At 68.8% G+C, this 17,182-nt stretch carries 18 protein-coding genes and 1 other RNA gene; 11 read left to right on the forward strand and 8 right to left on the reverse strand.

Annotated features, from left to right (window positions below):
- Window positions 1-3: 3 nt before the first annotated feature.
- A complete protein-coding gene (locus ACFVAV_RS34445; RefSeq protein ID WP_379039849.1) occupies window positions 4-765 on the reverse strand; it encodes an alpha/beta fold hydrolase in 762 nt (253 codons plus the stop codon).
- 60 nt (window positions 766-825) lie between these two features.
- Between ACFVAV_RS34445 and ACFVAV_RS34450 the strand changes: the two genes are divergently transcribed.
- Complete coding sequence (locus ACFVAV_RS34450) at window positions 826-1,200, forward strand: MerR family transcriptional regulator (RefSeq protein WP_379039850.1); 375 nt, start codon at window positions 826-828, stop codon at window positions 1,198-1,200.
- A 33-nt stretch (window positions 1,201-1,233) separates the two neighbouring features.
- Here the strand turns inward: ACFVAV_RS34450 and ftsX are convergent, their stop codons facing one another.
- From ftsX to ACFVAV_RS34480, 6 genes are all read right to left on the reverse strand, one after another.
- Window positions 1,234-2,136, reverse strand: coding sequence for a permease-like cell division protein FtsX (gene ftsX, locus ACFVAV_RS34455; protein WP_379039851.1), 903 nt, complete (start codon window positions 2,134-2,136; stop codon window positions 1,234-1,236).
- A complete protein-coding gene (ftsE, locus tag ACFVAV_RS34460) occupies window positions 2,136-2,825 on the reverse strand; it encodes a cell division ATP-binding protein FtsE (protein WP_379039852.1) in 690 nt (229 codons plus the stop codon). The genes ftsX and ftsE overlap by 1 nt, the downstream gene beginning before the upstream one ends.
- 72 nt (window positions 2,826-2,897) lie before the next feature.
- Window positions 2,898-3,047 (reverse strand): hypothetical protein, encoded by a 150-nt coding sequence (locus ACFVAV_RS34465; RefSeq protein WP_379039853.1) that lies wholly within the window; start codon window positions 3,045-3,047, stop codon window positions 2,898-2,900.
- The gene (locus ACFVAV_RS34470; RefSeq protein ID WP_379039854.1) at window positions 3,034-3,891 is read right to left on the reverse strand and encodes a mechanosensitive ion channel family protein; all 858 of its coding nucleotides are present in this window, start codon (window positions 3,889-3,891) and stop codon (window positions 3,034-3,036) included. Before ACFVAV_RS34470 ends, ACFVAV_RS34465 begins: the two co-directional genes overlap by 14 nt.
- Window positions 3,892-4,031: 140 nt before the next feature.
- Entirely contained in the window at window positions 4,032-5,150 is a 1,119-nt protein-coding gene (gene prfB / locus ACFVAV_RS34475; RefSeq protein WP_379039855.1) for a peptide chain release factor 2, read from the reverse strand.
- Window positions 5,151-5,216: 66 nt separating this feature from the next.
- The gene (locus ACFVAV_RS34480; RefSeq protein WP_378855622.1) at window positions 5,217-6,074 is read right to left on the reverse strand and encodes a helix-turn-helix transcriptional regulator; all 858 of its coding nucleotides are present in this window, start codon (window positions 6,072-6,074) and stop codon (window positions 5,217-5,219) included.
- A 141-nt stretch (window positions 6,075-6,215) separates the two neighbouring features.
- Here ACFVAV_RS34480 and ACFVAV_RS34485 point away from each other — a divergent pair, with 141 nt between their 5' ends.
- The 8 genes from ACFVAV_RS34485 to ACFVAV_RS34520 all read left to right on the forward strand — a co-directional run bounded on the left by ACFVAV_RS34485 (window position 6,216) and on the right by ACFVAV_RS34520 (window position 13,431).
- Window positions 6,216-6,806, forward strand: coding sequence for an NADPH-dependent FMN reductase (locus ACFVAV_RS34485; RefSeq protein WP_379039856.1), 591 nt, complete (start codon window positions 6,216-6,218; stop codon window positions 6,804-6,806).
- 110 nt (window positions 6,807-6,916) lie between these two features.
- Complete coding sequence (gene hisN, locus ACFVAV_RS34490) at window positions 6,917-7,702, forward strand: histidinol-phosphatase (protein ID WP_379039857.1); 786 nt, start codon at window positions 6,917-6,919, stop codon at window positions 7,700-7,702.
- A 95-nt stretch (window positions 7,703-7,797) separates the two neighbouring features.
- Window positions 7,798-9,789, forward strand: a complete 1,992-nt coding sequence (gene recQ, locus ACFVAV_RS34495; RefSeq protein ID WP_379039858.1) for a DNA helicase RecQ — start codon at window positions 7,798-7,800, stop codon at window positions 9,787-9,789.
- A gap of 127 nt (window positions 9,790-9,916) precedes the next feature.
- Entirely contained in the window at window positions 9,917-10,153 is a 237-nt protein-coding gene (locus ACFVAV_RS34500; RefSeq protein WP_379039859.1) for a hypothetical protein, read from the forward strand.
- A gap of 286 nt (window positions 10,154-10,439) precedes the next feature.
- Complete coding sequence (locus ACFVAV_RS34505; protein ID WP_379039860.1) at window positions 10,440-10,976, forward strand: YdcF family protein; 537 nt, start codon at window positions 10,440-10,442, stop codon at window positions 10,974-10,976.
- A gap of 124 nt (window positions 10,977-11,100) precedes the next feature.
- On the forward strand, window positions 11,101-12,042 hold the full coding sequence (locus tag ACFVAV_RS34510; RefSeq protein ID WP_379039861.1) for an acyl-ACP desaturase: 942 nt from the start codon (window positions 11,101-11,103) through the stop codon (window positions 12,040-12,042).
- A gap of 55 nt (window positions 12,043-12,097) precedes the next feature.
- The gene (gene smpB / locus ACFVAV_RS34515) at window positions 12,098-12,571 is read left to right on the forward strand and encodes an SsrA-binding protein SmpB (protein ID WP_110036321.1); all 474 of its coding nucleotides are present in this window, start codon (window positions 12,098-12,100) and stop codon (window positions 12,569-12,571) included.
- The gene (locus tag ACFVAV_RS34520; protein ID WP_379039862.1) at window positions 12,568-13,431 is read left to right on the forward strand and encodes an EamA family transporter; all 864 of its coding nucleotides are present in this window, start codon (window positions 12,568-12,570) and stop codon (window positions 13,429-13,431) included. Before smpB ends, ACFVAV_RS34520 begins: the two co-directional genes overlap by 4 nt.
- Window positions 13,432-13,435: 4 nt before the next feature.
- Here ACFVAV_RS34520 and ACFVAV_RS34525 read toward each other — a convergent pair whose 3' ends face one another.
- Window positions 13,436-14,734, reverse strand: a complete 1,299-nt coding sequence (locus ACFVAV_RS34525; protein ID WP_379039863.1) for an ABC transporter substrate-binding protein — start codon at window positions 14,732-14,734, stop codon at window positions 13,436-13,438.
- A 225-nt stretch (window positions 14,735-14,959) separates the two neighbouring features.
- Here ACFVAV_RS34525 and ssrA point away from each other — a divergent pair.
- Both ssrA and ACFVAV_RS34535 read left to right on the forward strand, forming a co-directional pair.
- Window positions 14,960-15,331, forward strand: a transfer-messenger RNA (tmRNA) gene (ssrA, locus tag ACFVAV_RS34530).
- Between the two features lie 353 nt (window positions 15,332-15,684).
- A partial coding sequence (locus tag ACFVAV_RS34535; RefSeq protein ID WP_379039864.1) for a toll/interleukin-1 receptor domain-containing protein occupies window positions 15,685-17,182 on the forward strand: 1,498 nt, incomplete at its 3' end.

Genomic DNA, 17,182 nt, shown 5'->3' on the forward strand with positions numbered 1-17,182 from the left:
GCGCTACAGGCCGCGCCGCGCGAGGAATTCGAGCAGGACCTTGCGCCATTCGTCGGGTTGCTCGGCCATGACTACGTGGCCCGCGGCGATCTCGGTGTACTCGGCGCTGGGAATCGCGGTGGCGAGTGCACGGGAATTGGCCGGGTCGACGAGCAGATCGGCGGTCGTGTTCACGATCAGCGTCGGCACCGCGATGCCTGGCAGATCGGACGTCGTGTCGACCGTCTCGATCAGCGCGGCTTGCCGGCGCGTGCCGCCCGGGATCGCGGCGGCGGTCTGCGCGACCATCTCCTCGATCGCGGCGGCGGGTAGCGCGTTGACGAACTCGGCGGAAAACCCGGTCAGCAGCACCAGCCGGGCGAAACTCTCGTGCGCGCCCCGGTCGAGGAGATCCTGCCAGGCCCGCACGATCAGCCTGGCCCGGTTGTCGGGCACGGCCAGCCCGGCGGTGAGCACCAGGCCGGTGACTCGTTCCGGATGCCGGGCGGCGGCGCGCACGGCGACGGCGGTGCCGAGCGAGAAACCGACGATCGTGAAGGTCGGCACACCGGCGTCGACCGCGGCCGCCACCAGGGCGTCGGCCAGGTCGTCGAGGGTCAGTGGGGTGTCGTCGCCGGGGTAGTCGGAGGCGACCACGGTGTGTTCGGCGGCGAGGTCGGACAGGACGACGCCGTAGTTGCTCTCGATCGAGCCGCCGCCGCCGTGGGCGAGGACGATGCCGGGGCCGGATCCGTGGACGGTCGTCTGCAGGGGAATCGTTGTCATACGACGGAGGTTAGGGATTGACATGGGTGTGAAGGTCAAGGCGAACGTGCGGGCGATCACATGCTGATCGGCGAACTCGCGCACCGCACCGGCGTCAGCACACGGCTGCTGCGCTACTACGAGGAACAGGGGCTGCTGCATCCGCACCGCGACCCGAACGGGTACCGCAGCTATCCGGAAGCGGCGGCGGCGGCCGTGGCGAAGATCCGTGAGCTGCTCGCAGCCGGTCTCACCACCGAGGACATCGGTCAGCTGATGCCGTGCGCCGAGCCGGACGGGCCGGTGCAGGCGTGTGAGATGTCGGTGCGGATCATGTCCGAGCGCACCGCCGAGCTGAACCGGCGCATCGCCGACCTGGACCGCCAGCGCACCGAACTCACCGCGCAGCTCGGCGCGTCGCTCGGAGCGCGGACGCCGATGGCGGGGACTCGCTGACGAGTCCCCGCCATCGCGGAGCGTGGTGGCGGACTACTCCCTGACGTAGAACCGCAGGGTGAGGTAGGCCGTTACCGCGGCGAAGACAATGCCGATCGGGGCGATCGTCAGTGCCACCACGGCGATGTCGTCACCGGTGATGCGCGGGAAGACATTGCTGTCGAACAGCGGGCCCAGCGCCCGATCGATGACCAGCGGCCGGGCGATCACCAGCCCGAGGATCGCCAGCACCGAACCGACGAAGGCGGCCGCGACCGCTTCCAGGAGGAACGGCAGCTGCGTGTACCAGCGGGTCGCGCCCACCAGGCGCATGATGCCGACTTCCGTGCGCCGCGTGTACGCGGCGATCTGCACCATGTTCAAGACCAGCAGCATCGCCGCCAGCGCCATCACCAGCGCCAGGCCGAACGCGGCATTGCGCAGGCCGTCGAACAGGCTGACCAGCCGGTCGACGAACTCCTTGTCGTTGGCGACGATCCGCACGCCCTGCCTGGTCGCGAAGCTGTCGTAGATGTGCTGGTACTGATCGGCGTCGGTCATCTTCACCCGCAGCGAGGCGGGCAGCGGTGAGTCGGCGATGTACTGCACCATCTCCGGCTGATCGGCGAACAGCTCCTTGGCCTCGTCCAGCGCGTCGGCGCGGTTGAGGAACTGCACGCTCTCCACACCCGAGGTGTTCTTCAGGTCGGCGAGCAGCGACTTGCACGGGTCGGCGGCGCAGTCGGGGTCGGTGGCGGAGACGGCGTCGTCGAGGTAGAACCGCACCTCGAGCCTGCCGATGAAGAAGTTCTCGGTCTTGTCGGCCATGCGCACCGACAGCATGCCGCCGCCGAGCATCATCAGTGACACCGCGGTGGTCAGGACCATCGCGACGGTCATCGTCAGGTTGCGGCGCAGACCGTCGGCGACCTCGGTGAACAGGAAACTCAGTCGCATTATCGTCCCACCCCGTAGGCGCCGGTCGCCTCGTCGCGCACGAGTCTGCCGTGGTCGAGCTCCACCACCCGCCTGCGCATCGCGTCGACGATGTGATTGTCGTGGGTGGCCATCAGCACGGTCGTGCCGGTGCGGTTGATCCGTTCCAGCAGCGACATGATGTCGGCGCTGGTGTCGGGGTCGAGGTTGCCGGTCGGCTCGTCGGCGAGCAGCACCAGCGGCCGGTTGACGAACGCGCGCGCGATCGCCACGCGCTGCTGCTCACCACCGGACAGCTCCGAGGGCAACCGGTTGCCCTTGCCGCCGAGCCCGACCATGTCGAGTACCTCGGGCACGGTGCGTTCGATGAACTGCTGTCGTTTGCCGATCACCTCAAGCGCGAAGGCCACATTCTGCTCCACGGTCTTCTGCTGGAGCAGCCGGAAGTCCTGGAAGACGCATCCGATCCGCTGCCGCAACTTCGGCACCTTGCGTCCCGGCAACCGGTCGACCCGGAAATCGGCCACCCGGATCTCGCCCGCCGTCGGCGCTTCCTCCTTGAGCAGCAGCCGCATGAAGGTCGACTTTCCCGAACCGGACGGGCCGATGATGAAGACGAATTCGCCTTTGTCCACCTCGACGGAGACGTTGTCCAGCGCCGGCCGCGTCGATGTCTTGTACGACTTGGTGACGTTGCGCATGGTGATCACGGGGAGCCAGTCTAGCCAGCGAACCCTGGCGGTGACCGGGCCCCGACGCCGTCGGCGAGGCGGCGGGCAATCCTAGGGCGTCGGATCGACCCAGGTGGGGACGGCGTTGAGCAGCGACACCGGGCCGATGTTCGCGGTCTCGGCGGGCTTGACGAACAGGTAGACGACGAACGTGGACACCCAGGTGGCCATCAGGATCGCCGTCGACTTACGTGGTTTCACTGATTCCTTCCTTACGCAGGGCCGCGGCGACGCGTACGCGCAGTTCGCGCCCCACTTCGAATTGTTTGCCCGGCAATGTGCGGGCAACCATCCGGATGTTCATCACGTCGAGCGAGAGATCTTCCACACCCATCACGGACGGTTCGTCGAGCAGCAGTGGCTTGAGGCGGCGATCCTGGTAGGCCTTGGTGCACACCTCGTGCAGGACCTCGTTGATCTTGGTGATGTCGGCCTGCGCCGACACCGGTACGTCGATCGCGGCGCGGGCCCAGTCCTTGGACAGGTTGGTCACCTTCACGATCTGCCCGTTGGGGACGATGATCACTTCGCCGTCGGAGTTGCGCAGGGTGGTGATGCGCAGCGTCACGTCCTCGACGGTGCCCTCGGCCGGATCGGCGGAGCCGGTGACCGAGATCTGCACCACGTCACCGAAGCCGTACTGGCGTTCGGTGATGAGGAAGAACCCGGCCAGGATGTCCTGGACGATCCGCTGGGCGCCGAAACCGAGCGCGGCGCCGAGCACGGCCGCCGGGGCCACCAGACCCGTCACAGCGAAGCCGAGTCTACGCAACACCTCCATGCCGACCAGCACGTAGACGATGGTCAGCACCACCCAGGTGATGACCTGGGCCAGTGCGTGCCGGTGCTTGGCCGCTTCGGTGCGGACCAGCGCGTCGCTCGAGTGGAAACCGGCGTCGATTTTGGTGGTCACCCGGTCGCGCACGAACGCGGCGAAGCGGCCGAACAGCATCGCGCCGACCACCAGCAGGACGATCTCGAGGCCGCTCGACCGCAGCCACCCGGAGATCTCCGGGGCAGTGTTGATCGCGAGGACGGCGCTCATCGCCTCGCCCCGGCCGAGAGTCGACGGGGCTTGCGCTGGCACGGTTCCGGTTCGCTCGAACACACACCCGAAAGGTTACAGCGGGGTCTCGGTGCCCGGTCAAACGCGAACACGCCCGGGACGGGCGAGCGAACCAGTGGCTACACGTCGGCCTGTTCCCGCATGCGCCAACGGATTCCGGATTCGATGAAGCCGTCGATGTCGCCGTCGAGCACCGCCGAGGGGTTGTTCACCTCATAGTTGGTGCGCAGGTCCTTGACCATCTGGTACGGGTGCAGGACGTAGGAGCGCATCTGGTTGCCCCACGACGCGCCCTCGTTGGTCTTGAGCGCGTCCATCTGCGCGCGCTCTTCCTGGCGCTTGCGCTCGAGCAGCTTGGCCTGCAGCACGCGCATGGCCGAGATCTTGTTCTGCAGCTGCGACTTCTCGTTCTGACAGGTGACCACGATGCCGGTGGGGATGTGAGTCAGGCGGACCGCGGAGTCGGTGGTGTTGACGCTCTGGCCACCCGGACCCGAGGAGCGGTACACGTCGACGCGGACCTCGCCCTCGGGGATCTCGATGTGGTCGGTGGTCTCGACCACCGGCAGCACCTCGACCTCGGCGAAGGAGGTCTGGCGGCGGCCCTGGTTGTCGAACGGGCTGATCCGGACGAGTCGGTGCGTACCCATCTCCACCGACAGCGTGCCGTAGGCATAGGGCGACTTCACCGCGAAGGTGGCGCTCTTGATGCCCGCTTCTTCGGCGTAGGAGGTGTCGTAGACCTCGACGACGTACTTGTGCCGCTCGGCCCAGCGGATGTACATGCGCATCAGCATCTGGGCCCAGTCCGCGGCGTCGACGCCACCGGCGCCGGAGCGGATGTTGACCAGCGCGTCACGCTTGTCGTACTCGCCCGAGAGCAGGGTGCGCACTTCCATCGCCTCGATGTCGACGCGCAGCGCGGCGCGCTCGTTGTCGGCGTCGGCGGTGGCTTCCTCGGCGGCCGTGCCCTCTTCGGACTCGGCCAATTCGTAGAGCACCGGCAGGTCTTCGAGGCGCTGGCGCAGTTCCTCGACGCGGCGTAGCTCGCTCTGGGCGTGCGAGAGCTCGCTGGTCACCTGCTGGGCGTGGTCCTGGTTGTTCCACAGCTCGGGATCGGCCGCCTGGTGCTCGAGCTCGTCGATGCGACGGCGTAGCTCCTCGACATCGAGGACCGACTCGACCGTCTTGAGCGTGGTGTCGAGTTCGGCGAGGTCGGCGATAACGTCAGGATGCACGATTCCCAAGGTTACCGGTCGGCTCCGACACGGGTAAACACGCGCACCCGCCAGGGCACGCGCGGGTCAGCTCGCGATGGCGCGCAAGCCGCCGGGGTGCCGCCCGACCAGACGGTCCAGCGCGGTCGCGCTCGCCTCGTCGGCGGGCAGCAGGACATACAGCGACTGGTCGTCGTCGATGGACAGATCCAGCGATTCGTAGGCCAGGCGCAGCGTGCCCGCCTCGGGATGGCTGATCCGGTTGATCCCGCCCGACGGCGGCAACCCGGGCAGCGCGGCCAGCCGATCGGTGAAGGCGCTGCCCGCGGTGACGGTGAGCTCGTCGACCAGGGCGGCGACCATCGGGTCGGCGCGGAACGGGCCCTGCTTGAGCGAGGCGACCAGCTTGTCGGCCGCGGAATCCCAGTCCGGATACAGCTCGCGCGCACCGGGATGGGTGAAGACGAACCTGGCCACATTGGCGGGCTCGCCCTGCTCGAACAGGCCGCTGGGCGCCATCAGCTTGCGGTAGCCCTCGGTACAGGCGAGCACCTCGGTGAAGCGGTTGGTGATCGCGGCGGGCGCGGGTTCGAGCTGGTCGAGGATCGCGCGGATCGTCGGCCGGACGGTGCGGTTCGGTCCGTTCTCGGCGGCGCCGCAGCTGAAACCGGACATGCCCTTGGTGAGCTGGTGCAGGTGCACACGTTCGCGGGGGCTCAGCCGCAGCGTGTCGGCCAGCGCCGACAGCACCGGCGGGGAGGGGTGCCGGTCGCGGCCCTGTTCGAGCCGGATCAGGTACTCCACGCTCACCCCGGCCAGCATCGCCACCTCGGCGCGGCGCAGTCCCGGCGTGCGCCTGCGCTGACCCGCGGGCAGCCCGACCTCGGCGGGGGAGACCGCCTCGCGGCGCGTACGCAGGAACAGCCCGAGTTCGTTGTCGCTCACCTGATCGACGGTACCCAGCCGCGCGACGCGGAGAGTGGCCGTGCCACTACCACTCTCGGCGTGGTCTCCCTGCCAGGTTCGTGGCGGGCGACTGTTGACGCATCGGCCGAACCGGCCGGATCAACGACAGAGGAGGACAACATGTCCGCACAGCGACTGAAGCTCGCGATCATCATCGGCAGTGTCCGGGAGGGCCGGTTCGGTCCGGTGGTCGCGAACTGGTTCGCGCAGCAGGTCGACGATCGGTTCGAGGTCGATGTCATCGACCTGGCCGAGGCCGAGCTGCCCGCCGCGCTGCCGCCGGTGCCGCCCGCGGTGAACCCCGACATGCCGCGTCCGGCCGGCATGAGTGATCTCACCGAGCGGCTGGCCGCTGCCGACGCCTACGTCGTCGTCACACCCGATTACAACCGCAGCTACCCGGCCGCCCTGAAGTCGGCCATCGACTGGCACTTCACCCAGTGGGACGCCAAGTCCATCGGCTTCGTCGGCTACAGCGGCGGCTCCGGCGGACTGCTGGCCATCGAGCACCTGCGCCAAGTGTTCAACGAACTCAACGCCCACACCGTGCGCAACTACGTCTCGTTCCCGCGCTACTACCTGCTCTTCGACGAGAACGGGCAGTTGCGGGAGCCGCAGGAGTTCGAGGCCGCGGCCGCCGCGATGCTCGACCAGTTGCACTGGTGGACAAGCGCTCTGGTGGCCGCACGCGCCGCCCAGGTCGCGGCCTGACCGAGTCCGCGGCGCCCCGGCCGGCGCTCGCCGACCTCGATGCGGCGACGCAGGCAGGACACGAGGGGCCGCGACCTCTCGTGCGCCGGCCCGCCAAATACACTTCCTCTGTGGCTGCCTACTCCGCTGACCTGGACCTTGCTCTCCGACTGGCCGACGAGGCCGACGCGATCTCGCGGGTGCGTTTCGGCGCCGTCGACCTGAAGGTCGACGCCAAGCCGGACCTGACCCCGGTCTCGGATGCCGATCTGGCGGTCGAGCAGGTGATCCGGCGCGTGCTCGCCGAGGAACGTCCCGGCGACGCCGTGCTCGGCGAGGAATTCGGCGGTGACGCCGAGTTCACCGGCAGGCAGTGGGTGGTCGACCCGATCGACGGCACCAAGAACTTCGTCCGCGGTGTGCCGGTCTGGGCCAGCCTGATCTCGCTGCTCGAGGACGGCGTTCCCGTGGTCGGCGTGGTGAGCGCGCCCGCCCTGGGCAGGCGCTGGTGGGCGGCGGCGGGTTCGGGCTCGTGGGCCCAGGTGCACCCCGGTGCGCCGAAGCCGATCACGGTGTCGGCGGTGGGTGATCTCGGCTCGGCGAGCCTGGCCTTCTCCAGCCTGTCCGGCTGGCACGAGCGTGGGTTGCGGGAGAAGTTCGTCGATCTCACCGACGCGGTCTGGCGGGTCCGCGGATACGGTGATTTCTGGAACTACTGCCTGGTCGCCGAGGGCGCGGTCGACATCGCCGCCGAGCCGGAGGTGTCGCTGTGGGACTTGGCCGCGCTCGACATCCTGGTCCGCGAGGCCGGTGGCGTGTTCACCTCCCTGGACGGGCGGTCCGGCCCGCACGGTGGCGACGCGGTGGCGAGCAACGGGCTGCTCCAGGACGAGGTCCTCGCCCGTTTGCGCGGCTGATCCGAGTTATCCACATGTGAGCAGATTCCGGTGAACGCCGTCGTCGGGTCCGGTGGACGGGCTGCGGGCCCGGCGCTCGCTCGTAGGATGGCCCGGTGAGCAATTCCGGCGCCACAGCCCCCGATGTCGACGACTTCCCGCCCGAAGACTTCCCGCCCGACGACGCGTACCCGTCCGACGGAGGGTATGTCTCCGAGCACGATTTCCATGACACCGGCGGCTTCCACTTCGACGACCTCGCCCCCGCCAGGCCGGGGCGGGCCGCGGCCCCCGCACGCGGGGAGACCGCCGAGGAGGTGCTGCGCCGGGTCTTCGGCTACGACAGCTTCCGCGGTGACCAGGCGGCCATCGTCGAGCAGGTCGTCGGCGGCGGTGACGCGCTGGTCCTGATGCCGACCGGCGGCGGTAAATCACTGTGCTATCAGGTGCCGTCGCTGGTGCGATCCGGTGTCGGTGTCGTCGTCTCGCCGCTGATCGCGCTCATGCAGGACCAGGTCGACGCGCTCAGCGCGCTCGGTGTGCGCGCCGGGTTCCTCAATTCCACGCAGTCGCCGGATCAGCGGCGCACGGTCGAGGCGCAGTTCGTCGCCGGTGAACTCGACCTGCTCTACCTCGCGCCGGAACGCTTGCGCCTGGAATCGACGCTGCGGCTGCTCGAACGCGGCACGGTGGCGCTGTTCGCGATCGACGAGGCGCACTGCGTGTCCCAGTGGGGCCACGACTTCCGGCCCGACTATCTCGCGCTGTCGCTGCTGCACGAGCGCTGGCCCGACGTCCCGCGCATCGCGCTCACCGCGACCGCCACCGAGAAGACCCGCGCCGAGATCGTCGAACGACTCGACCTCGGCGCGGCGAAGCAGTTCGTCTCCAGCTTCGACCGGCCCAATATCCAGTACCGGATCGAGTCGAAGAATCGCGCCGACCGTCAGCTGCTCGACTTCATCCGCGCCGAGCATCCCGGCGACGCGGGCATCGTCTACTGCCTGTCGCGCAATTCGGTGGAGAAGACCGCGGCCCTGCTCAACGAGAACGGCGTGCGCGCGGTGCCCTATCACGCGGGCCTGGACAACCGGACCCGCGCCGAGAACCAGGCCAGGTTCCTGCGCGAGGACGGCCTGATCGTGGTGGCCACCATCGCCTTCGGCATGGGCATCGACAAGCCCGACGTGCGTTTCGTCGCCCACCTCGACCTGCCCAAATCAGTGGAGGGCTACTACCAGGAGACCGGCCGCGCCGGCCGCGACGGGCAACCGTCTACGGCCTGGATGGTCTACGGCCTGGCCGATGTCGTCCAGCAGCGCAAGATGATCGACTCCAGCGAAGGCGACGCCGCGCACCGTCGGCAGCTGCAACTGCACCTGGACGCCATGCTCGCCCTGTGCGAGACGGTGGGCTGCCGTCGCGTGCAGCTGCTGAACTATTTCGGCCAGCCCGGCCAGTCCTGCGGCAACTGCGATGTGTGCCTGAACCCGCCGGAGACCTGGGACGGCACGGTGCCTGCGCAGAAGCTGCTCTCGACCGTGTTGCGGCTCAAACGTGAGCGGGGACAGGCCTTCGGCGCCGGCCATCTCGTCGACATCCTGCTCGGCAAAACCAACCCGAAGATCACCCAGCACCGGCACAACGAGCTGTCGGTGTTCGGCATCGGCACCGATCTGCGCGATACCGAATGGCGTGGCGTAGTGCGTCAACTGCTCGCGGGCGGACTGCTCGCGGTGCAGGGGGAGTACGGCGTGCTGGCGCTGACCGACGCCAGCAACGAGGTGCTGTTCGAGGGCAAGAAGGTGCCGATGCGGCGCGAACCCGAACGCGCGGCCCGGCCCGCGCGTGCCTCGAAATCGGCCAAGGCGACCGTCGACCTGCCTGCGACCGAGCTGCCGGTGTTCGAACGACTGCGCGCCTGGCGCGCTGCCACCGCCAAGGAACAGGGCGTGCCCGCCTACGTGGTGTTCCACGACGCGACCCTGCGCGAAATCGTGGCGCGCAAACCGGGTTCGCTCGCCGAACTCGGCACCGTCGGCGGCGTCGGCGAGAACAAGCTGGCCCGCTACGGCGAGGGAGTGCTTGCGGCGCTGAACGAGGGATAGGCGTCCGCCGCCGTCGCTCCGGCCATGCGAAGCTCCGGTGAGGCTACGCCGACAGCGGTGTCAGGAGCCCGCACAGGCGGGAAAGGAACGCGCGACGAACCGGGGCGTCGCGCGATACTGTCGAGCCATGGCGAACGGTGAGGGCTCCGAGAGCGAGATGTCGGGCGGCGCGAGCCAGGGCGGAGCCGACAGCCCGCTGCCACCGATGCCGCACCGGCACGCCGACCCCACGGTCGCGCCGAGCCTGCTCGGCGGCCACCACTCCGTTGTCCACCGGGGCAGGCCGCGCTGGTCGACGGTCGCCTTGATCCTCCTCTTCGCCGCGGCCCTGGCGCTCTACCTGGCCCTGCGCCCCGGCGGCTGACCCACCGCATCCGCACTCGCCGTCGACATCCGGCACCTGCGTGGTTCCGGAATGTTTGCGATGCTGCGGACCAGCGAATCGCGCCGAGCGCTGTGACCTGTAGTAGCCGCAGGTCATAGCGCTGTCGGCGGCCCGATTCCCGGCGCACTCTCGGCCTCCTCCGACCGATCGAGTTGATCGGTCCCGGCTCGAGGAGGCAACGGGAATGGTGTGGGTCAGCGGGATGACGCGAGGGGTGTGCGCGGCCCTGATAGCGACCGGATTCGTTTGTGCCGCAGCACAAGTGGTGACCGCGCAGCCGTCGGCGCCGATCCCGGCGCAGGATCTGCACCGGGTGCTGACGCCGGAGCTGCCCGGCACCTACGGCGACGACACCGCCGTGGTGATCCTCGGCTACGGACTGACGCCTGAGGGCGCCCTGCGCGCGGAACTGGTCCGGCGGTTGCGGGCCGGCTTCGTGCAGGCGGTGTTCGCTCCGTGGTCGCCGATCATCGTCACCGGCGGCAATCCTCAGAGCGGATTGACCGAGGCGGACGCGATGGCCGACTGGCTGGTGGCCGCGGGCATCGACCCGGCGCGGATTCTGCGTGAGCCGCACGCCGACTCGACCGTGGCCAACGCCCGCAACACCGCCGCGCTGATGGCCGAGCACCACCTGCGCGCCGCCGTGCTGGTGACCTCGGGCGACCATGTCGACCGGGCCAGGGCCGCCTTCGACGACGCGGGCGTCCTGGTCGTCGGCGAGCTGACACCGGACCTGACCCCGTGGCCCGCGCTGCCGCTGCGGATCGACCAGTTCGGCCCGGGGCTACCGCCCGCCTAGCCCACACCGCGGCTTCCTGTGACCGGGCACAACGTTTCGTCATGTGACCACCGGCGCCGCGTTCAGCATCCAAGGTGGGGCACAGGGGAACCGCCGTTCCCACCCGCAAACCGAGGTGACATCTATGAAGGTCCTGTCCGACAGCGACATCCTGGCCGAGCTCGAACCGACCGCCGAAGCCAACCTGAACGACCACCTGGCCAAGGCCAAGGACTGGCATCCGCACGACTACGTGCCGTGGGACGACGGGCGCAACTTCGCCGCGATGGGCGGGGAGGACTGGGACCCGGGCCAGTCGCGGCTCAGCGAGGTCGCCAAGGCGGCGATGATCACCAACCTGCTCACCGAGGACAACCTGCCCTCCTACCACCGTGAGCTGGCCGACACCTTCGGCTTCGACAACGCCTGGGGCACCTGGGTCGGGCGCTGGACCGCCGAGGAGAACCGCCACGGCATCGTCATGCGCGACTACCTGGTGGTGACGCGCGCGGTCGACCCGGTCGCGCTGGAAGAGGCCAGGATGGCGCACATGACCGCGGGCATCGCCAAGCCGGAGCCGGGCTCGCAGTTCCTCAAGGGCGTCGCCTACGTCACCTTCCAGGAGCTGGCGACCCGGATCAGCCACCGCAACACCGGCAGGCTGTGCAACGATCCGATCGCCGACCGGATGCTCGCGCGTATCGCGACCGACGAGAACCTGCACATGATCTTCTACCGCAAGCTGTGCGCGGCCGCCCTCGACCTCACGCCCGACGCGACCATGCGGGCCATCGCCGATGTCGTCCTGCGTTTCCAGATGCCCGGTCTCAACCAGCCCAATTTCCGGCGCAACGCGGTACTGCTGGCCAAGCACGGCGTCTACGACCTGCGCCAGCACCTCGACGTCGTGCTCGAGCCCGTGCTGCGCACCTGGAAGGTCTTCGACCGCACCGATTTCGGCGCCGAGGGCGAACGCGCGCGCGATGAACTGCACGCCTACCTGGTCGACCTGGAGGCCAAGGCGGCCCGGTTCGAGGAGCAACGCGACCGGGCGCTGGCCCGCGCCGCCGAACGCGTCGCGAGCTGAGGGCGGGACGGACCACGGAATAAACGGGTGGCGCGGTCACTTAGAGTTGACTGTCATGAAGGAAAAGGGCCGGAAGGTCATCGCGACCAACCGCCGGGCGCGGCACAACTACACGATCCTCGACACCTATGAGGCGGGGATCGCGCTGGTCGGCACCGAAGTGAAGAGCCTGCGCGAAGGCAAGGCCTCCCTCGTCGACGCCTTCGCGACCGTCGACAACGGCGAGGTGTGGCTGCGCGGCCTGCACATTCCGGAGTTCAGCCACGGCACGTGGACCAACCATTCGCCGCGGCGCACCCGCAAGCTGCTGCTGCACAAGCGCGAGATCGAGCACCTGGTCGGCAAGTCCAGGGAGGGCAACCAGACACTGGTGCCGCTGTCGATGTACTTCTCCGACGGCAAGGTGAAGGTGGAGCTCGCCCTCGCCAAGGGCAAGCAGGACTACGACAAGCGCCAGGACCTGGCCCGCAGGCAGGCCGAGCGTGAGGTCACGCGCGAGATCGGTCGGCGGGTCAAAGGCATGCGTTGATCTCCGTCCTGCTCGCCCTGGTGGCGGCGGCGGGGTACGGAGTCAGTGATTTCTTCGGCGGGATCGCGGCACGGCGGGTCACCGCGTTGCGAGTGGTCGTCGTGTCGTACCCGTGGTCGGTGCTGCTGGTCCTGCTGATCGCGCCGCTGGTCGGCGGGCACGCGGACGCCGCGTCGATGCTGTGGGGCGTGGCCGCCGGTGTCGCCAGCGGGCTGGCGGTGTGGTGGTTCTACGCCGCGCTGGCCGACGGGCCGATGGCGGTGGTGTCGCCGGTGACCGCGGTGCTGGTCGCGGGCATTCCGGTGATCGCGGGGTTCTTCCTCGGCGAACGGCCGGGTCCGGCGGCGATCGCGGGGATCGGGCTCGCGCTGGTGGCGGTGGTGCTGGTCAGCCGGGAGGCGCCCGACGAGACGACCGAGGAGATCATCGGCGGCCGCGAACTGCGGTTCAGCCGCCGGGTCGCGCTGCTCACTGTCGGGTCGGGCGCCGCGTTCGGTTTCGCGTTCTTCTTCCTGCACGAGACGAGCGCGAGCGCGGGCCTGTGGCCGCTGCTCGGGCAGCGCGCCGCGGCGACGGCCGTGGTGTGGACCTCGGCGCTGGCCGCCGGTCAGTTCCGTGGCCTGCACGGTGAACCGCTGCGGCTGGCGCTGGCGATCGGCGTGCTCGACGTGATCGCCAACGCGGCGCTGCTGTACGCCTTCCACGGCTCGATGCTGTCGGTGGTCAGCGTGATCGGCTCGCTGTATCCGGCGGCGACCGTCCTGCTGGCGATGGTCCTGCTCGGTGAGCGGATAGGCGGGCTGCAGAAGGTCGGGATGGTGCTCGCGCTCGCGGCGGTCGGGATGATCGCCGCGAACTGAGCCGCTAGAGCCGGGTGCAGGGTTCCTGGATGCCCAATCGTCCCAGCGTGGTCCCCTGGTAGCCGGTGCTGATCGCCCTGGCCCCCATCGGCGCGGTCGCGTCCGGCTTGAACACCACCGACCACTCCGTGGACAGATCGGGTGCGGTGGCACCGGCCGGATGAACCACCACCATGCCCTCCCCGTCCGTCTTCAGATCGGTGATCGTGCGGCGCAGGCCGGAGCGGGTGAGCTCGCCGTCGGCGGCGGCCGCGATGAGCAGGGATTTGAGCGGATAGGAGATCGCCCAGCCCAGCGAGTAGCCGAAGTTGGCCGGTTCGTGGTCGACGGCCGCGCGGGCGCGCTGGGCGCCGATGCTGTCACCGCTCCAGCTGTCGACGGGGGTCGTGTAGTTGTACAGCGCGGTGAGCGCGGGCGCGGCGGCCGTCTGCAGCAGGGCCGCGTTCCAGGTGGGCAGGGAGCCGAGGAACCGGCCGGTGAAGCCCGCCTTCACGAGCTTGCCCACGATCTCCGCGGTTTCGGCGGGTCCGGTGGCCAGCATGACCAGATCCGGTGACGCGGCCAGCACCTCCTCGACCGGGCTGTCCTGGTTGCCGACCTCGCCGTTGGGGCCCGTGTCGATGCGGTCGGCGATGGTGGCCGAGTTGGCCAGTGCCCACTTCAGCGCGCCGCTGGCGTAGTCGCCGCCCCAGTTGCCGCGATAGGCGACGATGGCGATATTGCGTGGCGCGTAGTGGTTCTCGGCGAACCAGTCCAGCCCCATCACGGCTTCGGTGCAGTAGGAGTAGCCCGCGCTGAGCACCAGGTTGCGGTCGGCGCTGCGATAGTTCCAGCCCGACCACTGGGTGGCCGCGACACTGACCATGTCGTCGGTGTCCATCTGGTTGAGCAGCGCGATCGACTGCCCCGTACCGAGGCTCTGCGCCAGCGCGAGCACGTGCGGTTCGATCTCGTGGTAGGCGGTGCGGTGAACCCGCGGATCGAAGGAGGTGTTGCGGCTGTAGGTGGTGATGTCGATGTCGTAGCCGCCGATGCCGCCCGATTGGTTCACCTGGTTCCAGAACGCCAGCTGTCCCTCGTTCATCGAGATGCCGAGCGGTGCGAACGGCCCGCCCCCGAGGTCGGAGAGCACGCCGAGATAGATACAGCCCCGATCCTTGTGCGCCGACCCAGGGCAGGGCGCACTCGTCACGCCGGGGCCGGCGTCCTGCTCGCCCGACGAGCAGGCAGCGGCCAAGACGAGACCGGCTACGAGCGGGATCGCCGCGGCACGGCGCAGTGCCCGCGGTGTGGTGAATGCCATCAGGTAACTCCTTGCTCCAGCCGCCCAAAGGATTTCACTGTCCCGGTACGACCGATCGAGAACAGTACTCGCCTCGACCGGCACCGCCACCCTGATTGACCGAGCCGGGCCGGTGACGTTCGCTATCAGGTCACCGTGGCGCCATCGCCCACTGGCAGAAATAATGGGAAGATCCGCGGTGGCGGCAGTGTTAATATGACTAGCCCGCACGGTGCGGGCACGTACGGGGCTGAACGGTTTCGACTGCGTACGTTGATTCAGGGGAAGCGTGTCGGTGCAGGCAAGAGACCACCGTAAGCGTCGTTGCAACCAATTAAGCGCCGATTCCAATCAGCGCGAGTACGCCCTCGCTGCCTAAGTAGCAGGTCGTCTCTGTCAGTCCGGGTTCGTCCCTCGACCCGGGTACTGGCATCAGCTAGAGGGAATTACCGTTCGGCTCGGTCGCGGAGTCGGACGGGACATCAAACAGCGACTGGGATCGTCATCCGGGCTTGTTCGCGAGACCCGGAGGTCCAAGTAGAGGCCTAGCGAACTGCACACGGAGAAGCCCTGAAGACGCGGCGGAGGACCCGGGTTCGATTCCCGGCAGCTCCACTCGAGGCCCCTCACCTGACACGCAGGTGAGGGGCTTTTTCGTGCGGTAGGTCAGCCGCCCGCCCGGCGGCGGAAGGTGCGCTTGCCGCCGGCTTGGGCGTGGTTCCTGTTCGTCGGCCATCAGCACAGCCGGCCACCTCCGAGCACTCGAATCCACGGCCGAGCAGCTGCCCGCGGTCAGTCGTTCATCGGTCATGCTCCTACCGGCGACGCGTGGCCGATAGGCGTCGCCGGCGTGGCCGCTCACGTGCGGCGAAAGTCGAGTAGCGGATTACGCGCGTGGGTCCGAGCTCGGGTGCGTCACGATCAGGCCGTCCAGTTCATGCGTCCCCGACTGGAGGGCAAGGAGATTACCCATGTGCGCTCAGGTCCCGAAAGTTCCGGGGCAGGCTCGCGGGGAAGAGGAGTCGTTCGGCTACGACGCCTTCATCTCCTATGCCCACGATGATCGACCGGTCGCTGCGGGAATCCAGAAGGGCCTGCACCGCATCGGCCGCCGCATGGGACACCTGCACGCGTTGCGGGTGTTCCGCGACGCCACCGATCTCACCGCCAGCCCCGATTTGTGGCGCACGGTCATCGAGGCGATGGACCGCGCCCGATATCTGATCGTGGTGCTCTCCCCGCACTCGGCGGCCTCGGGGTGGGTCAACAAGGAGGTCGCCCACTGGCTGCAGCGGCGTGGACCGGACCGGCTGCTGTTCGTACTGGCCGACGGGTACCTGAGCTGGGACGCCGACACCGGACGGTTCGACCCGGACCGATCGGACGTATCCCTGCCGGTGCTGACGCAGCCCGGGGCCCTGCCCACCGAACCGTTCTATGTCGATGTCAGCGAGGATGCGCCGTGGGATCCTCGCGCACCGTTGTTCCGGGAGAAGGTCACCGACCTGGCAGCCCCGATCCATGGCAAACCCAAATACGAACTGGCCAGCGAGGATCTGCGCGAGCATCGCCGCTTCCGGCGGTTTCGGCGCGCCGCCGTCGTCGGATTGGTCCTGCTGACCGTCTTGGCGGTCGCAGCAGCACGGCTCGCGATGGTGCAACAACGCGAGGCGGTGCGCCAACGCGACCAGGCGGTGGCTCTTGCCCTGACCGCGGCCTCTCGCGATGCCGCCGGCAATGCCGGGGTCGCTCTGGCTCTCGCCGCCGAGAGCAGCCTGGCAACCCCGGCCCCGCTGTGGCAGGCCACCAAGGCATTGGTCAACGCCCGCGTCGCCTTCAGCCACCGTACCGAGCAGCAGGATCGCGCTCCGCTCACCGGTCACTCCAACTCGGTGAGCGCGGTGGCGTTCAGCCCGGACGGCACCCGGCTGGCCTCCGCCGGCATCGACAAAACGATTCGGTTGTGGGATCCGGCGACCGGCGAACAGGTCGGCGACCTGCTCACCGCGCACGCCAACGGGGTCTACTCGGTGGCGTTCAGCCCGGACGGCACCCGGCTGGCCTCCGCCGGCTTCGACAGGATGGTGCGGTTGTGGGATCCGGCCACGGGCGAACAGGTCGGCGATCCGCTCGTCGGTCACACCGACGGGGTGTACTCGGTGGCGTTCAGCCCGGACGGCAAGCGATTGATCTCCGCGGGTGCCGATGGGACCGTGCGGTTGTGGGACGTGCTGTCCGGCAAGCCTATGGGTGACCCGCTCGTCGGTCACTCCGGCTGGGTGCACGCGGTGGCGTTCAGTCCGAACAGCACGCGAGTGGCCTCTGCGGGTGCCGATCAGACCGTGCGGTTGTGGGATCCGGCGACCGGCGATCAGGTCGGGGATCCGCTGACCGGTCACTCCGACTGGGTGTACTCGGTGGCGTTCAGTCCGGACGGTACCCGGCTGGCCTCCGCCAGCAAGGACAACA

Origin of the sequence: Nocardia sp. NPDC057663 (assembly GCF_042799895.1) — a bacterium.
Lineage (GTDB): Bacteria > Actinomycetota > Actinomycetes > Mycobacteriales > Mycobacteriaceae > Nocardia.